Source organism: Photobacterium sp. TY1-4, from assembly GCF_025398175.1.
Lineage (GTDB): Bacteria > Pseudomonadota > Gammaproteobacteria > Enterobacterales > Vibrionaceae > Photobacterium.
The window spans coordinates 94515-114581 of the sequence record NZ_CP099734.1 but is presented as its reverse complement, the minus strand read 5'-3'; the positions used below and the strand labels follow the sequence as shown (position 1 = coordinate 114581).

Here is a 20067-nt window from a genome sequence, read left to right as displayed (position 1 = left end):
ATCTGTAGAGTCCGAAAATTTACACAGGTTCAATTTCTTTCAGATGACGTCCGGCCGACAACCGGGCCGCCAGCAGCCCGAGAAACGCCGCCGTCATCAACAGGATCAGGGTCTCATCCCAGCTCAGGCCGACCAACCGGAACCCGCTGTCGTAGAGTGCGGCCAACTGCGCGACCGCGCCATCTAGCAGTATAGTGACGATTGCGGCCAGCACCCAAGCGGCGATCCCGCCCAACAAACCATACCAGGCCCCGGTATAGAGATACGGGCGCAGGATGAAACTGTCGGTCGCGCCCACCAGCTTCATCACCTGGATCTCGTCTTTCTGGTTGAGCACCTGCAGGCGCAAGGTGTTGCCGACAATCAGAAACACCGCAAACAGCATCAGGCCGGAAATCAGCGCCGCCAGGGTGATCGCCAGCGACTTAATCGCCGCCAGACGCTGCAGCCAGTCGCTGTCGAGCCGCACTTCGTCCACCGTCGCCTCAGCACGCAATTTCGCTGCCAGCTGTGCGGCCTGATCACTGCCCTGCCACGCCGCCACCGGACGGATCACCACCACAGCCGGCAGCGGGTTTTCCTCCAGCAATGTCAGCGCCTGGGCAAACCCGGCCTGCTCCCGAAACTCTGTCAGCCCCTGCTGCGGCGAGATATAGCGCACATTCTCCACTTCCGGCCAGGCAGCAAGTTGCTCGGAGAGCTGAGTCGCGGTGCCCGGTGATACCTGCGGTGCCAGATACACCGTCAGCTGCGTCGGATTCTGCCAGGCCTGAGCCACCAGAGTGATATTTTTCGCCAGCAGGTAAAAACTGGCCGGCAACGTCAGGGCAAACGCCAGCACCGCCAGGGTTAGCAGATTGCCCAACGGCCGTCGCATCAGCTCCGACAGCGCCCCGAGGCATTGCATTTTATGGACGGCAAAAAAGCCCGGTTGTTTACGCGCCACGTGCGACCTCCCGTAGGTGCCCCTGGTGCAGATCCAGACGCCGGTAATTATGGGTGCTGAGCAAGGAGGTATCATGGGTGGCCATCAATACGCTCACCCCCACCCGGTTAAACTCTTCAAACAGCTGCATGACTTGTTGCGACAAGGCTGCGTCCAGGTTCCCGGTCGGCTCGTCGGCCAGCAACAACCGCGGTTTGTTCACCACCGCCCGGGCAATGCCCACCCGCTGCTGCTCCCCGCCCGAGAGCTGGAGCGGCAGGCAGCGGGCCTTGTCGAGCAACCCGACTTTATCCAGCGCCGCCGACACCCGGCGTTTAATTTCCGCTTCCGAAGCCAGCTCGACCCGCAGCGGCAAGGCCACGTTGTCGTAGACACTGCGGTCCATCAACAGCTTATGATCCTGAAAGATAATCCCGATATTGCGGCGCAAGAACGGGATATGCTTGTTTTCAATTCGGGTAATCTCGTGGCCATTGAAAAAAATCTGGCCGTCACTCGGCCGCTCAATGGCACAGATCAGTTTCAGCAAGGTACTCTTACCGGCCCCGGAGTGTCCGGTTAAAAACGCCATTTCCGCTGGTTGAAGGTGGAAATCCACTTTTTGCAGGGCCTGACGCCCGCCCCGATAAGCTTTACTGACCTGCTGAAACCGGATCACGATTTACTCCTCGTCGCTAAAGAGTGCTTCAATAAACTCATTGGCCGCGAATGGACGGAGATCGTCAATCCCCTCGCCGATACCAATGTAGCGGATCGGGATATTGAACTGATCGGCAATGGCAAAAATCACCCCGCCCTTGGCGGTCCCGTCCAGCTTGGTCAGGGTGATCCCGGTCACCGGCGCCACGTCACTGAACAGCTTGGCCTGGCTGATCGCATTCTGCCCGGTCCCGGCATCGACTGTCAGCATGATTTCGTGCGGCGCCTGCGGGTCGACTTTCTTCATCACCCGTACAATCTTGCGCAGCTCTTCCATCAGGTTGCTCTTGTTCTGCAGGCGGCCGGCCGTATCGGCAATCACCACATCAACGTTTTTGGCGCGGGCCGACTCGATCGCATCGAAAATCACCGATGCACTGTCGGCGCCGGTATGCTGGGCCACCACCGGCACATTGTTGCGCTCACCCCACACCTGCAACTGCTCCACCGCCGCGGCGCGGAAGGTATCCCCGGCAGCCAGCATCACGGATTTACCCTGGCTCTGGAACTGCTTGGCCAGCTTGCCGATGGTGGTGGTTTTCCCGACGCCGTTCACCCCGACCATCAGGATCACGTATGGCTTGCGCGTGGTGTCGATCACCAGCGGCTGCTCGACTTTCGCCAGCATCTCACCCAGCTCTTCTTTCAGCAAACCATACAGCGCTTCGCCATCTTTCAGGGCCTTGCGATCGGCTTTTTCGGTCAGGCTCTCAATGATCTTGAGCGTGGTATCCATCCCGACATCGGACACCAGCAGCTGCTCTTCCAGCTCCTCAAACAGATCATCGTCGATCTGCTTGCCGCGGAATAAACCGACAAAGCCAGACCCGATATTGGATTTGGTTTTCTTCAGGCCGCGCATCAGGCGGGCGAAGAAGCCTTCACTTTTCGGTTTTTCCTGCTCGGCGCTCTGAACCGCACTGCCTTCGTCGGCCGGTTGCTCGGCTTCTGAACCCTGTGCTTCTGCAACCTGGGCTTCAGGTGCTTTTGTTTCAGGTGCCAGGGTTTCCGGTGCTTGTGTTTCAGATACCTGGGCCGACGGTTGTTCCGCTGTAGCAGGCTGCTCGATCTCGGCAGCCTCATGCGGCGCAACAACAACAACTTCCGGCTCAACGTCCTGCACGGCCTCGCGGCTCGTCTCAGCCGTTTCCGGCGCAGGCTGTTCCGTGGCTGACTGCGCCGTCGACGACTCCTGCGAAGTCAGCGTTGCGTCGTCCGCCGATGTTGCTTTCTCTTCCGCCTGGGCGGCTTGTTGCTCGGTTTGCTCGGTTTGTTCTTCAGAACCAAAACCCAGCCACGAAAATAATCCGCGTTTCTTTTTTTCTGCCATTGGCAAATCCTAAAGCTTGATTGGTACAATTTGCAGCTTAAAAACTGCTGTATACTAACATTTTCTCAACGGTCGAATAAATCTATGACGAGACGCAGGCAACAATCCGGGCGAAATCAGCCCGATCACCGCCGGGAAGGGGTCGTAAGGATCATCGGCGGACGCTGGCGCGGACGCAAACTGCCAGTACACGATGTTGAAGGTCTCCGACCAACGACCGACCGGGTCAAAGAAACCGTCTTTAACTGGTTGGCTCCCGATTTGTATCAGGCGAACTGCCTGGATCTGTTTACCGGCAGCGGCAGCCTGAGCTTTGAAGCGCTCTCCCGCGGGGTCGACAGCGTCACCATGCTGGAGCTGGACCGCCAGGCGGCCACGCAACTGGAACAAAACCGCCAGACTCTGGGGGCCGACAATGCCCGTATCCATCAAACCGACAGCCTGGTTTTTCTCGACAAACCGGGTACGCCGTTTGATATCATCTTTATTGATCCGCCATTTCGCAAGCACTTACTGCCTGAAGTGATCCTGCGACTGGAAAATAATGGCTGGCTGGCACCCCGTGCCATCATCTATATCGAGGCGGAAAAGGAGCTGGGCTTACCGGAAACGCCGGCCCATTGGCATTTATACAAGGAAAAAACTGCCGGTCAGGTCAGCTACCGGCTCTACGAGAGAGACGCATCATGAAAGTGCTAATTACCCTGGCGAAAGCAGCCATCGGCTTTGTCTGGCTGATTCTGCTCATCAATATTTTCTATCCCTTCCCGGGCGTGGCCGCAATGGCCCTGTACATCATGACCGGCTTCCTGCTGATGATGCACGGCCTGCAAATGCTGATTTTCCTCGGCGCCTTCGGCGACAAGATCGCCATGAGCCGCTGGGAGAAATGGTCGATCCTGATCTTCGGCATCTTCGCGCTACTGGATATCCGCCGCAAGCACATGATGTAACCCAACGCGAGGCCCACCGGCCTCGCGCTGTCTCTGGCCCGCCGACTAGACACCCAACTGGAAGAATTTTCGGATCCCGTCCAGGAACATCTGGGTCGAAATCATGATCAGCAACAGGCCCATCAGTCGTTCCACGGCTTTCAGGCCTCTCTCGCCCAACAAGCGGTTAAACACCTCATAAAACATCAAAATCACAAAGGTCGCCCCCCAGGCCAGGCACACGGCCGCCACCCAGTCCCACATCCGCCCCGGCTCCTGATTCGACAGCAGCAACAGCGACGCCAGCACCGACGGACCGGCTATCATCGGGATCGCCATCGGCACGATAAAAGGCTCCTCACCGGCCGCCAGACCGGTCACCCCACCCGGGGTCGGGAAGATCATTCGGATCGCGATCAGAAACAAGATGATGCCGCCCGAGATACTGACGGTTTCCGTGGAAACATGGAGAAAGTTGAGCATTTTCTGGCCGCCGAACAAGAACGCCAGCAGGATCACCAGTGCAATACATAACTCCCGGATCATGATAATCCGACGTCGTTTCGGTTCAATATGGCGCAGGATCGACAGCATCACCGGCAAATTGCCGAGCGGGTCCATGATCAGAAACAGCATGACCGCTGCAGAGATAATTTCCACAGAGCAGACCTCAAAAAGAGAAAAATATTCAGAAGATTAGAGATAGTGGGCAGCATCGACCAGGCGATCGAGCGACGGCAGGAGAGTATAACAACTGAGCACCCGGGTGGCGACTTTTTTACCACCCGGATCATTGCGGCAGGCGCGGTTCGCTCGCGGTCAGTGGCTGCACATCATGGCCGGGTTAGCCACAATGGTATCGCCTTCGCGCACGACTTTGCCGCGTTCCAGGAAAAATACCAGTAATGCTTCTAAAGTCAGATCTTGCAGGCTGCAGGTATGAAACCGGGCGTGCTCACCATAACTCGCCGCAATGGCCTGCTGCAGCGACTGCTCGGTATACGGCGTTTCTGCCGCCAGCAACAGGTTCAGTACCGTATGGGCATGGATTGAATTCATCGTTGTCCTCATCTGGGCGCTTGACTGGAACACCGATTAAATCACACCCGCTCGCGACGGCGTTGACCCAGCGCAAAAAAGTGTCATTTCAAATCTATGTTTAGTAGAGCAAAGACATGTTTGATAGGTCAACGCCATGTTGAATATTTCGGAGCTCTGTTTGACGACGTTCCATTCGGGTCGCTCAGGGCTGCGTTTCCCCGCACTGCCAACAGATCTCAAAAGCGCCGCTGTTCAGCTCCCCGCACGTCGGACAACACCATTCGCGCTCCCCGGCAGATTCATACGCCTTCAATAGCGCCCGCGCCCGATCAGCCTGCGCCGCCGGAACCCACAGACTCACCTGGAGGACATCCGCAGGCAGTTCCCCTGCGGCGGCAGCGAGATTTTCTCCGCTGAGCGCAACCTCAATCTGTGCATGTTCCAGCATGCCCTTGAGGCTATGGGCTTCCAGATTATTGGTTGCCTGATATACCCGGATCCAGGATGCCGCCATCATCACTCCTTCACTCCGACCAGCCATCGTGGGCCGCACGGTGCTTGAAACGCCCCCGTGAGCGGGTGCTCGCTACACCAGTAATGTGGCCGTAAACAAGGCCTGGGCCAAGTAATAGCTGGTCATGATCACGCCGGTAGAGGCACGGAAAGGGCCGCGAAACCGATCGACAGCCAGTACCGTGTCCGAGATGATAAAGACCAACGCGCCGATCAACGCCAGCAAACCCGCGGTTGAACCAACCGTCAACCAGAACTCCCCAGCCGCCCAGGTCATCTGCACAATCATCGCAATATAGGCCATGACCGGCATCGCCATGGCCCCTAATGTCGGCAGGAGAAGCAAAAAGACAATAATCCCCCCGCCCACCAGCATCGCCGGTAACCACCAGACCATCGGGCCATCAATCTGGCTCCAGAATGCCACCGAATAAGCGGTATGGGCGAGCAAAAAACTGGCCAACCCCTGGATGAACCGATCTTTGGGCAACATGAGAAACACATCTCCAACCGTCGACAGCAGCAGACCGATAAAAATCGCCTGCCGGTAGACCGAGTCGAGCCCGGATTGCCAGGCTAGGATCAGCAACAGCACCATCGTCAGCGGCTTGAACACATAGTACTGCCACTTCGGGCCATGATAGGCCGCCGTCATATGTAAAAGGGCAGAGAATGAGATGGCTAACCAAACCCACATAACATCACCGAAATCATTATAGTTATAAGCAGGGACAGTTTAGGAACCCAATTCGGATTGTCTAGCAGCGAACCGTCAGAACTAGACCCCGCTTATAAAATCACGCACGACGCATTTGCCAATCACAACAAATCTGCTATCCGAAAAAACTGACATCACCTCAGCTGTCAGCCCGCAGCTCGAAACCGACTGTTCAACAAGATAAAAAAAGCAAACGTTTCCCACCGCCATAGTCACTGAATAGCATTCACAATGACTCATCATGACACCAATTCCCCAAAATCATGAGACAACCGGCAAGAAGACCTATGAGAACAAACATAAATTATTTTTATATATCAGGGAGGTAAACAAACAACAAGTCAACTAAACACTGTTTTAGCCCACTGCAACCTATCTTGATAAATAAGTGCGAATAACCAGAATAAAATTATCTTATATGACAAAAGTTCGCATATTCATGCAACCTTTCTTTTCAACCCTTTCAAATCGCCATCACAGTAGATTTAAAATAAAAATAAAACCCCAATTTTTACCCGATGAAGCCATATGGCGACAAAACTAACAATAATATATCGAACCCAAAAAAGACCCAAAGAATCTAACATTATAAACACATTAAAATCATCAGCTTAAGAAAAAAACCACGCAACAAAAACGATCACAACCAAAATCAACCCCATCAAAAACAAACAAAAACTATCGATAAAAGCTGCAAAACATCACCATGAAATTTATTTTTATAACAAAAAACCAGATGAGATTGATCAAACACCGAATAAAGTGTTAGTATGTCGAACATATAATCAACAGCAGCAGAGTGAGGATCTTTCTTATGTTTACATCTTCTCAGAAACAAGGACTTGTGATGATTGCAGTCATTGTGGGCTTAATGACGCTGCCTGTGATCTACTAAATCACGACAGAATTTGCCGAAAAAGGTGCCTCAGGGCACCTTTTTCATTTTCAGGCAGGGTGAAACGACAGCCGCGCAACGGGGTTGTCGTCGGACACCGCTCGCGGCCGTTGACTGGTAGGGTAAGAATCGCCGGGCCGATCAGGGCAGCAGCCGGATATGGTGCCAGTTTTCTGAATAAAACCACACGGCCAGCGCCGTAAAGCCCAACACGACCAGCGCGGCTACGGTCCAGACAAAACGGCCACTGCGTGGCGTCAGTTCCGACTCACACGCCTTGCAAGCGGCCAGGAATCCTGCTTTGTCATCCAGCTGATAACCATCTTCGTGAACAATTTTATTGCGCACCGTGGCCACAAAACGCAATTTCGGGATAATCTCGTGGGGCAGACGCTCCTCACAACTGGTGATGAGCTGATGCAGCCCCTTGCCTTCCGCATGGTAATGCTGGCGCAGTAAGTGCTCAATGCGCCGTGTGCGTGTTACCACTAACTCAATATTCGCCATCCCCGAACTCCTGTCGACTTCTCTCTTCCCTAACATATCGTGCCACGGACGAGATGCAAGCCTTCTGTACATTGTTAAATCATAGACTTAAAAGCCATCCCGGATCATCCCCTCCAGGTATCAACGCCCTGCATCCCGGTCCAGAAAACCAAAAGAGGTCACAGTTTCTCCGTCCCGGGGTACGCCTGCGGTGCCCCTTCTTTCATAATACAGCGGTTTCTCTCTCTCACGTCAGCCAGGAGTCAACCATGCCCACCCCGCTCATTTTTATGGTCACCGGATTACTGGTCCTCTCTGCTTTCTACGCCTTGCGGATCTACCGCCGCCATGTACAGGGGGATCAAGCTCCGGAAAAAACCGTGCAGGTCGAAATCCTGGACAAACAAAGCATTGCCGTAACCGGAGCGCGGCCGGGGGAAGACAGCGAAGCCTATTGGATCTATGTGCAGCCACTTCGGGGCGGGCCGAAACGGGAATTCGAGGTTGGTGTTCACTACTACCATGCGCTCAACCCCGGCGATCGCGGCACCATGACCTACCAGGGGCAGACATTCCGCCATTTCGCGCTCCAGCGCGACTAGCACAAACCGATCAAGGCTGTGCTCAGGGCACCAGCCACGCAGTCAGGCGGTATCTCGCCAGCAACCAGCTGGCTCCCAGCGCCAGGGCGGTGATGATCAGGGTCCAAAAAGGGATCATGATGAGGGGATGGGCGAAGTACCAGTCATAGGCCCGCACCGGCCAGAGAAAGATCGGATGCAGTAGATAAATGCCCAGACTGTAGCGACTGACAAACGCTGCGCCGCGGAGCCAGCGCGCAGACATCCGCTCACTCCAGTGCCGGCACAGAGCAAACACCAATGCCGCAATCACGGCCGTGTTCAGTGTTTTATACGACAGCCAACGGCCCACGGTATATTCCCCCGCCGCCAGACTATGGCTGATCACCATATAAGCCGTCAGCAACAATGCCGCAATGCCCGGCAGAATAAGCCAGGGCAATGCCGGCCAGCGATAGACAAACAGACTGTATCCCAACAACAGATAGCCGCTGTAAAGGAGCAACTGCTCACTCCACAGGCCATCCACCGAGAGCAAATACAACCCCGTCATCGCCAGCCAGGTCACCGTCAGCCCCAGGGTCCCGATCCGATCAGCCTGCTGGACGTAATAGCGTAAAAATGGCACCACAAAATACAACGGCAGAAAGTAGTAGAAGAAACCCAGATGGTAATAGGTTTCGTGCTCAGGCATGTGCTTCAGTGTTTCCCAGGCGTGCCCGGCATCATAACCGTCCGCGCTCAGGCCTGAGAGGCCGGCATAAAACAGAGACCAGATCAGAAACGGGATCAGCACCTTGCCCAGCCGCCGCCGGACATAATACCCAGGCGCAAACGGCCGGGTATCGGAGAGCATCAGCGCACCGGTGATCATGATAAAAATCGGTACCGCCCAACGACTGAAGCTGTTCAGGACAATAGCCGTGCTCCACGCACTGTCGCTGATCACCCCCAATTGCTCGCGGTAAGGACCCAGCACGTGAATGGTCACCACTGCCAAGGCGGCCACACAGCGCAGCACATCAAAAAAAACCACCTTCTCTCTCACCGGCTTCCCCTGCCTGCCACTTGTTTGTTCCACTATAGCACTGAGTCTGCCGCACGACCGGTGCGATCAGGACATGCAAAAGACCACCGACATGTTACCGAGCCGTTTCAATTTTGGCGGCCAACAGCCATCAATGTTTATTTTCGTGATAGTGATCACATCAGACATTCATACTGTCAACTAAGTGTTTGTTTCTTCAAAAATCAGACCGCCGACTAATCCTCAACCACTTTCATAGTTGAAATCAATATTCTGACCATTCGCCACAGAGTTAATCAGCATATTGCATCAATTTACTAACCAAAATTAGACAAAAAACCACCATTTGAAATATTTAGACATACTTTTGCCTTGTTTAAGGTATTAACAATAGCGTAACCTTCGCCACCGAAAAGAGATGTACCCATTGATGGGATTAGTACGATAAATGGAGGTCGTGATGCACTCATCTGCTTCACAACAAACGCTGCAACCCAAAAAGAAAGCCTTGTTTACCCGCTTTCTGGATACTGTGGAATGGCTGGGGAACCTGCTGCCACACCCAATTACCCTGTTTGCCCTGTTCTGTCTGGCGATTCTGATTGCTTCCGGCATTGCCGGTTATTTTGGCGTCTCGGTCGTTGACCCACGTCCGGAAGGCGCACCCGGCCGCGCGGCCGACGGCATGATCCATGTGATTAGCCTGCTCAACGAAGACGGCGCACAGAAAATCGTTGCCAACCTGGTGAAAAACTTCACCGGCTTTGCGCCGCTCGGTACCGTCCTGGTTGCGATGCTGGGGGTAGCGATTGCCGAACACTCCGGCCTGCTGTCATCTGCGATGCGCGGCCTGGTGATGGGCGCCTCACGCCGCATGGTCACCCTGGTAGTGGTGTTTGCCGGTATTGTCTCCAACACCGCATCTGAGCTGGGCTACGTGGTGCTGGTGCCGCTGGCTGCCATGCTGTTCCACTCGCTGGGTCGCCACCCGCTGGCCGGTCTGGCTGCAGCATTTGCCGGGGTTTCCGGTGGCTACAGCGCCAACCTGCTGCTGGGAACGGTTGACCCGCTGCTGTCCGGGATCACGGAAACTGCCGCGCAAATGATCGACCCGACCTACACCGTGGGTCCGGAAGTGAACTGGTACTTCATGTTCGCATCGACGTTCGCCATCACCATCATGGGCGCCTTCGTGACCGAGAAAATCGTCGAGCCGAAACTGGGTCAATACAACCCGGAAGAGGCCAGCGAAGATCTGGGTAGCGACAACATGGGCAAACTGACGGCGCTGGAGAAAAAAGGTCTGAAGGCAGCCGGTCTGGCTGCGCTGGTGGTCTCGGTACTGCTGGCCCTGACCATCGTGCCGGAAAACGGCATCCTGCGTCATCCGGAAACCGGTCTGGTTGCCGGCTCCCCGTTCCTGAAAGGAATTGTGGCCTTTATCTTTGTCTTCTTCGCCATCCCGGGCTTTGTCTACGGTAAAGTCGTCGGGACGATGAAGAATGACCGGGATGTGATTGACGCCATGGCGAAGTCCATGTCTTCGATGGGCATGTACATTGTACTGGTTTTCTTTGCTGCGCAGTTCGTAGCGTTCTTCAAGTGGACCAACTTCGGCCAGGTGTTTGCTGTCGGCGGTGCTGACTTCCTGCAAACCATCGGCCTGACCGGACCGGCCCTGTTCTTCGCCTTTATCCTGATGTGTGGCTTCATCAACCTGATGATTGGCTCCGCCTCTGCCCAGTGGGCCGTCACGGCGCCGATCTTCGTGCCGATGCTGATGCTGGTCGGCTACGCGCCGGAGACGATTCAGGCGGCGTACCGAATCGGGGACTCAGTGACCAACATCATCACCCCGATGATGAGCTACTTCGGGATGATCCTGGCCGTCGCCACACGCTACCAGAAGAATCTTGGGCTGGGCACGCTGATCTCAACCATGCTGCCGTACTCGATGGTCTTCATCGTCGGCTGGAGCCTGATGTTCTACGTCTGGGTATTTATCCTGGGGATCCCGGTTGGTCCGGGTGCTGCAACCTACTACAACGTCGGTGGTTAATCCCGTGGGCGGCTAAGCCAACACGCGGCAGACCACAGACGAAACCTTCACAAGCCGGGACCTGTCCCGGCTTTTTTCATCCCGGCATCTCACCGCTATTTCAGCGACACCGCCACCAGCCCAGCACACACCAGGCTTGCGCCGATCAAGCGCGGACGATGCGCCGGCTCACGCAGCAGCCAGACCCCGAGCGCGACCCCGACCGGAATACTGAGCTGGCGCAGGGCGACCACATAGCTGACATTCTCGGTCAGACTCATCGCCAGCAACACCAGGCCATACGTTCCCCCCATCATGATCCCGGTCAGCAGGGCGACCCGCCAGTCGGCACCGCTCTGACGCAGCTGCGCCCGCCCGGCAGCGTGCAGGCACCACAGCATCAGCCAGGCGCCGGTCACCAGAAACTGCATCCCCAAATAGGTAAACGCCACCAGAGCCGGTGCCATGTCCGGCGAAAAGTGGCCGGCCATCAGGAGCAGTGCCCGATCATCAAGCACCGAATAGCCCGCCGTCCCGAGCGCAGCCAGCAAGGCCCAGAGACACCCGGCCTGACCATACGCCTGCCAGCGCCAGCGGCGAAAGCTCACCACCGGCACCAACAAACAACCGACCGTCACCAACCCCATCCCGAACCAAGCCAGCGGGGGGAGCCCCTGCCCCAGCAGACTGCTGACGGTGGCCACCATCAGCACCGGCAACGCCCGGGCAATCGGATAAACCACGCCGACGTCGGCTTGCTGATACGCCCGGGCCAGGCTGGCCAGATAGACCATCTGACAAAAGCCACTGCCGAGCAACACCCACCAGAACTCGCCCGGCAACACCCCCGCCCTTCCCAACACAGCGGCCATCACCGGGATCAGCAAGCCGCCGGCCCCGAGACTGGCCACCGCGAAAAACGCCGGTGAGGGCTTACGCGATTTGCCCAGCAGATTCCAGGCGGCATGGATCACGGCCGACAACATGACTAATCCTAAAGCGATCCCCGACACGGCCGCAGCCTCCGACCTTGTGTAGTCCAAAAAGAAAAATCAGTGTAAACAAAAACGCGGCCACAGAGAAAGCCTGTGACCGCGTTTTCACCAAAGTTTCACGAGCGCCCGCTGTTGGGGCCCGCTGCCAGATCTAGCTATCCGGGGAAGCCGCCGGTGGCGGGATCCCCGCGGTGCTGGCCGAGGTATCGAGGTAATTCTGCGACCACCGCATCGCCTGCTGGTAGCTTTTGGCGACCAGAGACTCCTGGATAGCCAGTGCCCGGCAGCACACGCTCACCTGCTCCCAGTCGGCCTGCTCGTAGGCATCAATCAGGGCCAGCATCTGGCCCAAATCCCCCTCCCGATGCAACAGGGCTTCCCGGACTTCCGCGGCGAGCGGCAGCACGCCGAGGATCTGCGCCAGGGTGTTATCCAGCAACGCATCAAGCAGGGAAAACATCCCGGTCAGGAAGGCTTTGTCCTTCATCGGTGCCAGACGGCTGTGGGCCGCCAGCATCTCGCACATCCGGGCCCGCAGCAGAGACAGGGCATACAGCTCCTTGGGTTTGTCGACTCCCGCGTGCGCGGTGGCCACGGCGCTGACAAACATTTTGACTTTTTCTTCACCCAGATACACCAGTGCCTGACGAAAAGAGCTGATCGGCTCAATCGTGCGGTGCGCCGCCGTATTGACATAGCGCAGCAGCAGGTAAGACAGCGGGACATCGCCGGCAATGATCTGCTCAACCCGCTGAAAGTTGACTTCTTCACGGCAGATTTCCTGCAACAACCGCACCGTGGTAAGTTTTTCCGGCTGTACCTGGCGATTTTTCATCAACTCGGGCTTGCTGAAATAGTAGCCCTGAAAGAAATGAAATCCGGCTTCCGATGCGGCTTCAAACTCCTCCCGGGTTTCTACCTTTTCGGCCAGAAACTTGAGCTTGCGATCCTGATGCTTGCGCACATATGCGCAAGCCTTCTCGGCCCCGAGGGTCATAAAGTCCAGCTTGATCAGGTGAACATACGGCAGGAAACGATGCCATTGCGGATCCAGCTCAAAGTCGTCCAGCGCAATCACATAGCCCTGGCGGTAGAGATGCTTGATCGCCGCAAACAGCTCCTCGTCCGGCGTACAGGTTTCCAGCACCTCGATGATCACCTTGCGCTTGGGCAGCAACAGCGGCAACAGGCGTATCAGGCTTTCGTGGGGAAAGTTGATAAACGTACGCTGACCGGCCGTTGCCGGGTTGTCCCCGACAGCCATATAGTTTTCAACCAGCAGGCGACATGTCGCTTGATTCGCCTCGATCACCGGAAACGCATTACTTTCGCCGTCCCGAAACAGCAGCTCGTAGCCTACCGTGCGCTGCTTACGGTTAAAAATAGGCTGGCGTGCGACATAAGAGTACATAATGCCTTGAGTGCCTCTCGACTGGTGAAGATGTAAATAAATAGTTTGTCATTATAACAAAAATCCGGCACCTGAGCGTGCTCAGGCTTTGGCGGTGGCCAACAAGGCGCCGCAGCCGATAAACATCGAGCCAAAGACCCGGTTGAGGCCACCCATCACTTTACCGGAGCGTAAATAACCGGTCAGCTTGGAGGAAAGGGTGACATAGCCCAACATCACCAGCGCGTCGATCACTAAGGTGGTGATCCCGAGCACCATCAGTTGCCCGGACTGCGAACCGTTGGGGTCGATAAACTGCGGAAACAGGGCCACCAGGAACACGATACTTTTCGGGTTGGTCAGGTTCACCAACACCGCACGACGGAACAGCTGCCAGGCACTGGCGCCACCTTTGGCACCTGCAGCCGCAGTTGGGGCCGGCTCACGCCATTTCTGAATACCGAGCCAGATCAAATACACCACCCCAACCCATTTGATCATCGTGAAGGCCGTAGCCGACTGCGCCACAATCGCGCCCAGGCCAACGCCCACCAGCAAAATATGAATGCCCAACCCGACCTGCAACCCGAGAATCGAGGCCAGGGACTTGCGCCAGCCATAGACCATGCCGTTACTGATGGAGTTCACCGTACCTGAGCCGGGCGCCAAACTAAAGACCACGGCCGTTGCCAGATAGGCGAACCAGATTTCAACACTCATCTTTCCCTTTCCCCTGTTCATCGTCGGCGCCGAGGTTACATCCGGCACCAACACCCATATTCTCGCAGCAGTATAAACGACCCATGTAGGATAAGGCGACCGACAAACACCAGAGGTTAACAACAGATCACTCAATGCATATGCTTGTCACCCCGACAGGAAGAAAAGCAGGTTATAATGAAGCTAGATTTTTGCCGATTTTCTCCACTCGGCTTCCCTGACGATTAAATGATTTGCGACGTTGAGAATTGCCATGACAGTCCAACCCCCACATTACTTTCAGTTTTCCCGGGAATCCCAGTTTGGTGAAACCATGGCCGGACCGGTGGCGTCGCTGTGGCAACACCGACGGGAAGGGATGTTCGAAGGCGTCGACCAGCTCAAGGTCGGCTGGGTCAGCCTGACCGGCTTCAATCACGATAAAGCCATTATTGTGGTCAACGGGCGGATCGAAAGTTACTGGAAATACCAGGAGCTGTTCTACGACCTGGTGCAGCAGGGCTATGATGTGTTCGCCCTGGATCACCGCGGTCAGGGGGTCTCCGATCGGCTGGCCGAAGATACCGAACTGGGTCATATCGAAGAATTTGATGATTATGTCACCGATCTCAAAACCTTCTTCGAGCGTGAAATTGCCCCGCGCGACTACCGCCAGCACTTCATGCTGGCCCATTCCATGGGCGGCACCATTGCCAGCCTGTTTCTGGCCGAACATCCGGGACTGATTGACCGCGCGGTGCTCAGTGCCCCGATGCACGGGATCAACATCAACAACTGGATGAAGCCCATCGCGTCCCCACTGGCCCGGGTGGTGGAGCAATTACAACGCCAGCCTAACTATGCCCCGGGGCAGGTTCCCTACTACCCAAAACCGTTTTCCGATAACCCCCTGTGCCAGAGTCAGATCCGCTACCAGTGGTTCCGCGATCTGTATGAGCAGAAACCGGAGCTGAAAATCGGCGGCCCCAGTGCCCGTTGGGTCTGGCAGGGACTGGCCGCGGCCCGGCGCTGCATTGCCCGCGCCCCGGATATCACCACCCCGATCTTGCTGCTTCAGGGCAGCGACGACAGCATTGTCGATAACCAGGCCCAGAACCTGTTCTGCCACACCATGCAGCAGGCCGGACGCGACTGCCAGCTCAAGATCATCGAGGGCGCCCGCCACGAGCTGCTTTTTGAGGAAGACAAATACCGTCACCCCGTGTTAGGCGCAACCATCGCCCATTTCCGGAAAGCGGAAACGATCGAACCGTAAATTAACCTCTTTTCTCGACACCAAACTGGTTTAAGATTGACCGTGTTGTTCCCCCGGCGCATCGCCGGGGGGCGTGTTTCAATCAGCCGAGAGTTGCCATGTATAAAATTGTCGCATCCGATCTGGACGGAACCCTGCTCACCCCGGACCATCAAATCACCCCGTTCACCAAGGACGTCCTCACCCGCCTCCACCAGCAAGGCAAGGACTTTATCTTTGCCACAGGCCGCCACCACATTGACGTGGCCGACATGCGCGATGAGCTGGGGATCCCGGCGTACATGATCACCTCCAACGGGGCCCGGGTGCACAACTGCCAGGGCGAAGTCATCTTCCAGCAGGATTTACATCCGGAAGTGATCCAGGGCCTGATCGACCTGACCAAGCATGATCCGGCACTGAAAATCCATATTTACCGCAATGACGACTGGCTGATCAGCACCGAAGATGAAAACCTCAAAGAGTACCACCAGTCCTTTACCTACCAGCTGTTCGATGTCGACAACCCGCCGCTGGCAGGCGTCGCCAAAGTGTTCTTTATCCGCGACGATCAGGACCATGACCAACTGGCGTTGTGGGAAGATAAATTCAAGCAGATCTTCGGCCATCGCGCCAACATCGCTTTCTCCACCCCCTGGTGCCTGGAAGTGATGGATGCCAAGGTGTCCAAAGGCCATGCGCTGGAAGCCGTCGCGAAAGAGAAAGGTTACACCCTGGCGGACTGCCTGGCGTTCGGCGACGGGATGAACGATGTGGAAATGCTGACCATGGCCGGCAAAGGGCTGGTGATGGGCACCGCCCACGAGAAGGTCAAGCAGGCCCTGCCGGATAACGGCGTCATCGGCAGCAGCAGCGAGGAAGCGGTTGCCCGCTATCTGGCCGAGCACTTGTTGTGATTGACCGGCGATAAAAGGCCCGCAGTCCAGGGCCGGTGAGGACCGGGGGGCTGCTCCTAACGGGCACCGGCTTTTATTGCAGCACGCGACTGCCACAGGCTCAGGGTGGCCTGTGGCAGCGTCGGCGGAGCGGTCAGAACTGACCGGTCATCGCCAGAATTTCCTGCCACTGCGCTTCTGTGACCGGCATAATACTGAGCCGGCTGCCGCGCTTCACCAGCGGCATTTCAGCCAGCGCCGGATTGGCTTTGATTCGTTTGAGCGACACCAGACGCAGGTGGCGCTGGTACTCGACATCCACCATCACCCAGCGCGGATTGTCCGGGTCCGACTTGGGATCGTAATACGGACTCTCCGGGTCAAACTGAAAATGATCCGGATAAGCTTCTTTCACCACGGTCGCAACCCCGGCCACCCCGACATCCTTGCACGATGAATGATAAATCAACACCTGATCGCCGAGCTTGATGTCATCACGCATCATGTTCCGGGCTTGGTAGTTGCGCACCCCTTCCCAGCAGGACACCGTCTGCTTTTTCAGGGTATCGATCGAAAACGTATCCGGCTCTGTCTTAAATAACCAATAGGCCATCGTTCCTCTCACTCGTTGTGGCCGGGACATCCGGCGGGTGACATACATTCAGCCGCCCAGCCTACCATAGCCGCCGGGACGCACAAGTCATCGGCTACGCCGACCGGTACGGAAGATTGCACCCACAGCCGGAACTGTGCCACACTGCCGCCATCTGAAGAAAGAAGAGTCACTGCGTGTCCTGTCCCCGCTGCCATTTTCACTATAACTGTATTTGCCCGGCCGAGCCGACACTGACCAGCCAGGCCCGGTTTGTCCTGCTGACCCATCCCCGCGAGCTGAGCAAAACCACCAATACCGGGGCCCTGATGCTGCGGACGCTGCCCCACTGCCGCCGGGAGATCTGGGATCGGGTCAATCCGCCACAGACCTTACTGGACCAGTTGCGCCAGCCGGATCTACAACCCTGGCTGCTGTTTCCTGCGGACGCGCAGCACCCGGCTGCACCGTTTCAGGCCGAGCCTAGTAAACAGCCGCTGTTTATTGTGCTCGATGCCACCTGGCAGGAAGCCCGAAAGATGGTGCGCAAAAGTCCCTGGCTGGCCGACTTACCACGCCTGAGCCTGTCGGTCACCGATACCTCGACGTACACCCTGCGCCGCAATCAGCAAGCCGGTAACCTCTGTACCTGCGAAGCCGGGATTGCCCTGCTCGATTTAATCGGCGAGCCGCAGCAAGCCGCGCAACTCAGCCATTATTATCAAACCTTTATCGACACTTTTCCGGCAGAGCAGAGCGGTCATCGCAAAGGGTAAAAATTTCAAGCGCCATTCAGGCAAGTTGGCTATACTTTCAAAACCGACTGACTAGTCGGTTTTTCGTAACCATTACCCGCACCGGATGCAAACAGCACAGGGAGCCAGCCATGACCGCCATCGAGACACTGCCGATTCAAGCCACCGACCGTCCCCAGATGCAGGCGATCCTGCATGCGCAGCAAGCGGCATTTCGCGCCAATCCGATGCCTTCGCTCGAACAGCGTACTCATCAGCTGAAAGCCCTGAAAGCTGCACTGCTAAACCACAAAACGGCCTTGTGCGAAGCCCTGAATCAGGACTATGGCCGCCGCAGTCATCACGACACCCTGATCGCTGACATCCTGCCTTGTGTCGCCCAGTTGAATTACACCCTCAAGCATCTGAAAAAATGGATGAAGCCGGCCCGGCGCCATGCCGGTCTGATGCTCACCCCGGCTAAAGTCGAGGTGGTGTACCAACCGCTGGGCGTCGTCGGCATTGTCGTGCCGTGGAATTTCCCGGTCATGCTCAGCCTGGGGCCGCTGATCACCGCACTGGCGGCAGGTAACCGGGCGATGATCAAACTGAGTGAATTTACCCCGGCCACCAACCAGGTGCTGCGCGACTTGCTGGCCAGCCAGTTCGAGCCGGAGACTGTGGCGGTGATTGAGGGTGAGGCCGACATTGCGGCAGCGTTCAGCGCGCTGCCGTTTGATCACTTGCTCTTTACCGGATCCACACAGGTCGGCCGCCATGTGATGCGCGCCGCCGCCGACAACCTCACCCCGGTGACTCTGGAGCTGGGCGGGAAGTCCCCGGCCCTGATCGCCCCGGATATACCGATCCCACTGGCCGTAGAGCGCCTGATTTACGGCAAAAGCCTCAATGCCGGGCAAATCTGCGTGGCCCCGGACTATGTGCTGGTCCCGGCGGACCAGCACGACGCCTTTGTAGCCGAATACCAGAAACAATTTCAGGCCATGTATCCCCAGGGGGTCGCCAGTAACGATTTCACTTCTGTGATTAACCGCAAGCAGTATGATCGCCTGCGCGCATGGCTGGCGGACGCCGAGCAGCAAGGCGCAAAGGTGATCCCCTGCCATCCTGAGGCACGTGATGATGAGCAGCACCGGATGATCACTCACCTGGTGCTTGAGACCAACGAGCAGATACAATTGATGCAGGAAGAGATTTTCGGCCCCTTGCTGCCGGTGATCCCGTACCACAGCCTGGACGAGGCGCTGGCGAGAATTCGCCGCCAGCCGCGTCCGCTGGCCCTGTACCTGATGAGCCTGGATCCGGCGTTGCAACAGCAGATCAAAACCACCACCCACGCTGGCGGGATGTGCATCAATGATGCCGTGTTCCACGTTGCCGCCGACGATGCGCCCTTTGGCGGGATCGGTCCGTCCGGGATGGGTCACTATCACGGCAAGGAAGGGTTTCTGACCTTTTCCAAAGCCAAAACCGTGCTCAGCCGCGGCAAATTCAGCACCGGCAAACTGATCACCCCGCCGTACGGCGGCTGGTTACAAAAGCTGATGCTGGCGTTTTTCCTCCGCTAGCACATCCCGGCCCTGCTCTATGCAGGGCCGCCATGATAGGATCCATCGCGAGTATTCCATAATGTCCGGCAGGACCATCACTCACAACAGCATGACGAGTAAATGCATGACCAGCGGCAGCACGATGACCCACAAGAAACAGCAAATCCTCAACGCCGCGCTGACCCTGTTTGCCCAGCAGGGGATCGAGGCTACGTCCACCGCCAGCATCGCCAAACAGGCCGATGTGGCAACCGGCACCCTGTTTCACCACTTTGCCAACAAACAGGAACTGATCCTCGCCCTGTACCAGATGGTGAAAACCGAGCTCGGCCAGGTGATGCAACCCGCGCCAACCTGCGAGGAACTCCGGGACAAAGTGAGTGATTGCTGGCAACAGGCTCTGACCTGGGCCCAGCGCCATCCGGACAAGATCCGCTTTATGCAGCACATGGCCCACAACCCTTACTGCAGCAGTGAACAACATCGCGCGCTGATGGCGACGTCGATGACTTATTTAATTGCGTTACTCACCCAGGCCCGGGCAGCAGGACAGATCGCGCCGCTGCCGGAGCCTCTGGTATTGAACTTTTGCCACAGCCATTTCCTGGCAACGGCCGCTCTGTTTGCCGAGAGCCCGGCGCTGGCAGCGCAGCCAGAGTTTCAAGCGGGAGCATTTCAGATCTTATGGCAGGGCTTGTCGCCGGTCGCCCCCTAACGGGCACGTCCCGG

General features: G+C 56.8%; 22 protein-coding genes. 9 read left to right on the top strand and 13 right to left on the bottom strand.

From position 1 onward, the window contains the following. Nucleotides 1–19: 19 nt before the first annotated feature. Genes ftsX through ftsY form a run of 3 tightly spaced genes read right to left on the bottom strand, consistent with a single transcriptional unit; the run spans nucleotide 20 to nucleotide 2975 of the window. Nucleotides 20–946 (bottom strand): permease-like cell division protein FtsX, encoded by a 927-nt coding sequence (gene ftsX / locus NH461_RS00510; protein WP_261601431.1) that lies wholly within the window; start codon nucleotides 944–946, stop codon nucleotides 20–22. After that, complete coding sequence (ftsE, locus tag NH461_RS00505; protein ID WP_261601430.1) at nucleotides 936–1604, bottom strand: cell division ATP-binding protein FtsE; 669 nt, start codon at nucleotides 1602–1604, stop codon at nucleotides 936–938. Before ftsE ends, ftsX begins: the two co-directional genes overlap by 11 nt. 3 nt (nucleotides 1605–1607) lie before the next feature. Beyond that, nucleotides 1608–2975 carry a signal recognition particle-docking protein FtsY gene (ftsY, locus tag NH461_RS00500; protein ID WP_261601429.1) on the bottom strand — a complete coding sequence of 456 codons (1368 nt, stop codon included), beginning with the start codon at nucleotides 2973–2975 and terminating at the stop codon, nucleotides 1608–1610. An 84-nt stretch (nucleotides 2976–3059) separates the two neighbouring features. Here ftsY and rsmD point away from each other — a divergent pair, with 84 nt between their 5' ends. Together rsmD and NH461_RS00490 are read left to right on the top strand one after the other, a co-directional pair. Continuing rightward, a complete protein-coding gene (gene rsmD / locus NH461_RS00495; RefSeq protein ID WP_261601428.1) occupies nucleotides 3060–3665 on the top strand; it encodes a 16S rRNA (guanine(966)-N(2))-methyltransferase RsmD in 606 nt (201 codons plus the stop codon). Beyond that, nucleotides 3662–3928 (top strand): DUF1145 domain-containing protein, encoded by a 267-nt coding sequence (locus NH461_RS00490; protein ID WP_261601427.1) that lies wholly within the window; start codon nucleotides 3662–3664, stop codon nucleotides 3926–3928. The genes rsmD and NH461_RS00490 overlap by 4 nt, the downstream gene beginning before the upstream one ends. A gap of 45 nt (nucleotides 3929–3973) precedes the next feature. On the opposite strand, the gene NH461_RS00485 is transcribed toward NH461_RS00490, so the two are convergent. From NH461_RS00485 to NH461_RS00465, 5 genes are all read right to left on the bottom strand, one after another. Beyond that, nucleotides 3974–4567 carry a YhgN family NAAT transporter gene (locus NH461_RS00485; RefSeq protein WP_261601426.1) on the bottom strand — a complete coding sequence of 198 codons (594 nt, stop codon included), beginning with the start codon at nucleotides 4565–4567 and terminating at the stop codon, nucleotides 3974–3976. Between the two features lie 159 nt (nucleotides 4568–4726). Beyond that, nucleotides 4727–4966 carry a YecH family metal-binding protein gene (locus NH461_RS00480; RefSeq protein ID WP_261601425.1) on the bottom strand — a complete coding sequence of 80 codons (240 nt, stop codon included), beginning with the start codon at nucleotides 4964–4966 and terminating at the stop codon, nucleotides 4727–4729. Nucleotides 4967–5150: 184 nt separating this feature from the next. Beyond that, complete coding sequence (locus tag NH461_RS00475; RefSeq protein ID WP_315903231.1) at nucleotides 5151–5465, bottom strand: DUF2007 domain-containing protein; 315 nt, start codon at nucleotides 5463–5465, stop codon at nucleotides 5151–5153. Nucleotides 5466–5534: 69 nt separating this feature from the next. Then, complete coding sequence (locus tag NH461_RS00470; protein WP_261601424.1) at nucleotides 5535–6158, bottom strand: lysoplasmalogenase; 624 nt, start codon at nucleotides 6156–6158, stop codon at nucleotides 5535–5537. Between the two features lie 1057 nt (nucleotides 6159–7215). Beyond that, the gene (locus tag NH461_RS00465) at nucleotides 7216–7581 is read right to left on the bottom strand and encodes a DUF4145 domain-containing protein (RefSeq protein WP_261601423.1); all 366 of its coding nucleotides are present in this window, start codon (nucleotides 7579–7581) and stop codon (nucleotides 7216–7218) included. A gap of 248 nt (nucleotides 7582–7829) precedes the next feature. Here NH461_RS00465 and NH461_RS00460 point away from each other — a divergent pair, with 248 nt between their 5' ends. Beyond that, the gene (locus tag NH461_RS00460; protein WP_261601422.1) at nucleotides 7830–8162 is read left to right on the top strand and encodes a DUF2500 domain-containing protein; all 333 of its coding nucleotides are present in this window, start codon (nucleotides 7830–7832) and stop codon (nucleotides 8160–8162) included. 22 nt (nucleotides 8163–8184) lie between these two features. Here the strand turns inward: NH461_RS00460 and NH461_RS00455 are convergent, their stop codons facing one another. Beyond that, nucleotides 8185–9189 (bottom strand): acyltransferase, encoded by a 1005-nt coding sequence (locus NH461_RS00455; protein ID WP_261601421.1) that lies wholly within the window; start codon nucleotides 9187–9189, stop codon nucleotides 8185–8187. 439 nt (nucleotides 9190–9628) lie between these two features. Between NH461_RS00455 and NH461_RS00450 the strand changes: the two genes are divergently transcribed. Next, nucleotides 9629–11227 carry an AbgT family transporter gene (locus tag NH461_RS00450; protein ID WP_261601420.1) on the top strand — a complete coding sequence of 533 codons (1599 nt, stop codon included), beginning with the start codon at nucleotides 9629–9631 and terminating at the stop codon, nucleotides 11225–11227. A gap of 95 nt (nucleotides 11228–11322) precedes the next feature. On the opposite strand, the gene NH461_RS00445 is transcribed toward NH461_RS00450, so the two are convergent. From NH461_RS00445 to rhtB, 3 genes are all read right to left on the bottom strand, one after another. Further along, nucleotides 11323–12192 (bottom strand): EamA family transporter, encoded by an 870-nt coding sequence (locus tag NH461_RS00445; RefSeq protein WP_261601419.1) that lies wholly within the window; start codon nucleotides 12190–12192, stop codon nucleotides 11323–11325. A 160-nt stretch (nucleotides 12193–12352) separates the two neighbouring features. Continuing rightward, the gene (locus NH461_RS00440; RefSeq protein WP_261601418.1) at nucleotides 12353–13612 is read right to left on the bottom strand and encodes an EAL and HDOD domain-containing protein; all 1260 of its coding nucleotides are present in this window, start codon (nucleotides 13610–13612) and stop codon (nucleotides 12353–12355) included. A gap of 81 nt (nucleotides 13613–13693) precedes the next feature. Further along, a complete protein-coding gene (gene rhtB / locus NH461_RS00435) occupies nucleotides 13694–14311 on the bottom strand; it encodes a homoserine/homoserine lactone efflux protein (protein ID WP_261601417.1) in 618 nt (205 codons plus the stop codon). Between the two features lie 253 nt (nucleotides 14312–14564). Between rhtB and NH461_RS00430 the strand changes: the two genes are divergently transcribed. Both NH461_RS00430 and NH461_RS00425 read left to right on the top strand, forming a co-directional pair. Beyond that, on the top strand, nucleotides 14565–15566 hold the full coding sequence (locus tag NH461_RS00430) for an alpha/beta fold hydrolase (protein ID WP_261601416.1): 1002 nt from the start codon (nucleotides 14565–14567) through the stop codon (nucleotides 15564–15566). 98 nt (nucleotides 15567–15664) lie between these two features. Continuing rightward, on the top strand, nucleotides 15665–16462 hold the full coding sequence (locus tag NH461_RS00425; protein ID WP_261601415.1) for a Cof-type HAD-IIB family hydrolase: 798 nt from the start codon (nucleotides 15665–15667) through the stop codon (nucleotides 16460–16462). 133 nt (nucleotides 16463–16595) lie between these two features. On the opposite strand, the gene NH461_RS00420 is transcribed toward NH461_RS00425, so the two are convergent. Beyond that, nucleotides 16596–17054 (bottom strand): EVE domain-containing protein, encoded by a 459-nt coding sequence (locus tag NH461_RS00420; protein ID WP_261601414.1) that lies wholly within the window; start codon nucleotides 17052–17054, stop codon nucleotides 16596–16598. Between the two features lie 176 nt (nucleotides 17055–17230). On the opposite strand from NH461_RS00420, the gene NH461_RS00415 reads away from it, so the two are divergent. From NH461_RS00415 to NH461_RS00405, 3 genes are all read left to right on the top strand, one after another. Then, nucleotides 17231–17809, top strand: a complete 579-nt coding sequence (locus tag NH461_RS00415) for a tRNA-uridine aminocarboxypropyltransferase (protein WP_261601413.1) — start codon at nucleotides 17231–17233, stop codon at nucleotides 17807–17809. A gap of 110 nt (nucleotides 17810–17919) precedes the next feature. Next, entirely contained in the window at nucleotides 17920–19356 is a 1437-nt protein-coding gene (locus NH461_RS00410) for a coniferyl aldehyde dehydrogenase (RefSeq protein WP_261601412.1), read from the top strand. A 106-nt stretch (nucleotides 19357–19462) separates the two neighbouring features. Continuing rightward, the gene (locus NH461_RS00405) at nucleotides 19463–20053 is read left to right on the top strand and encodes a TetR/AcrR family transcriptional regulator (RefSeq protein WP_261601411.1); all 591 of its coding nucleotides are present in this window, start codon (nucleotides 19463–19465) and stop codon (nucleotides 20051–20053) included. The last annotated feature ends 14 nt before the right edge of the window (nucleotides 20054–20067 follow it).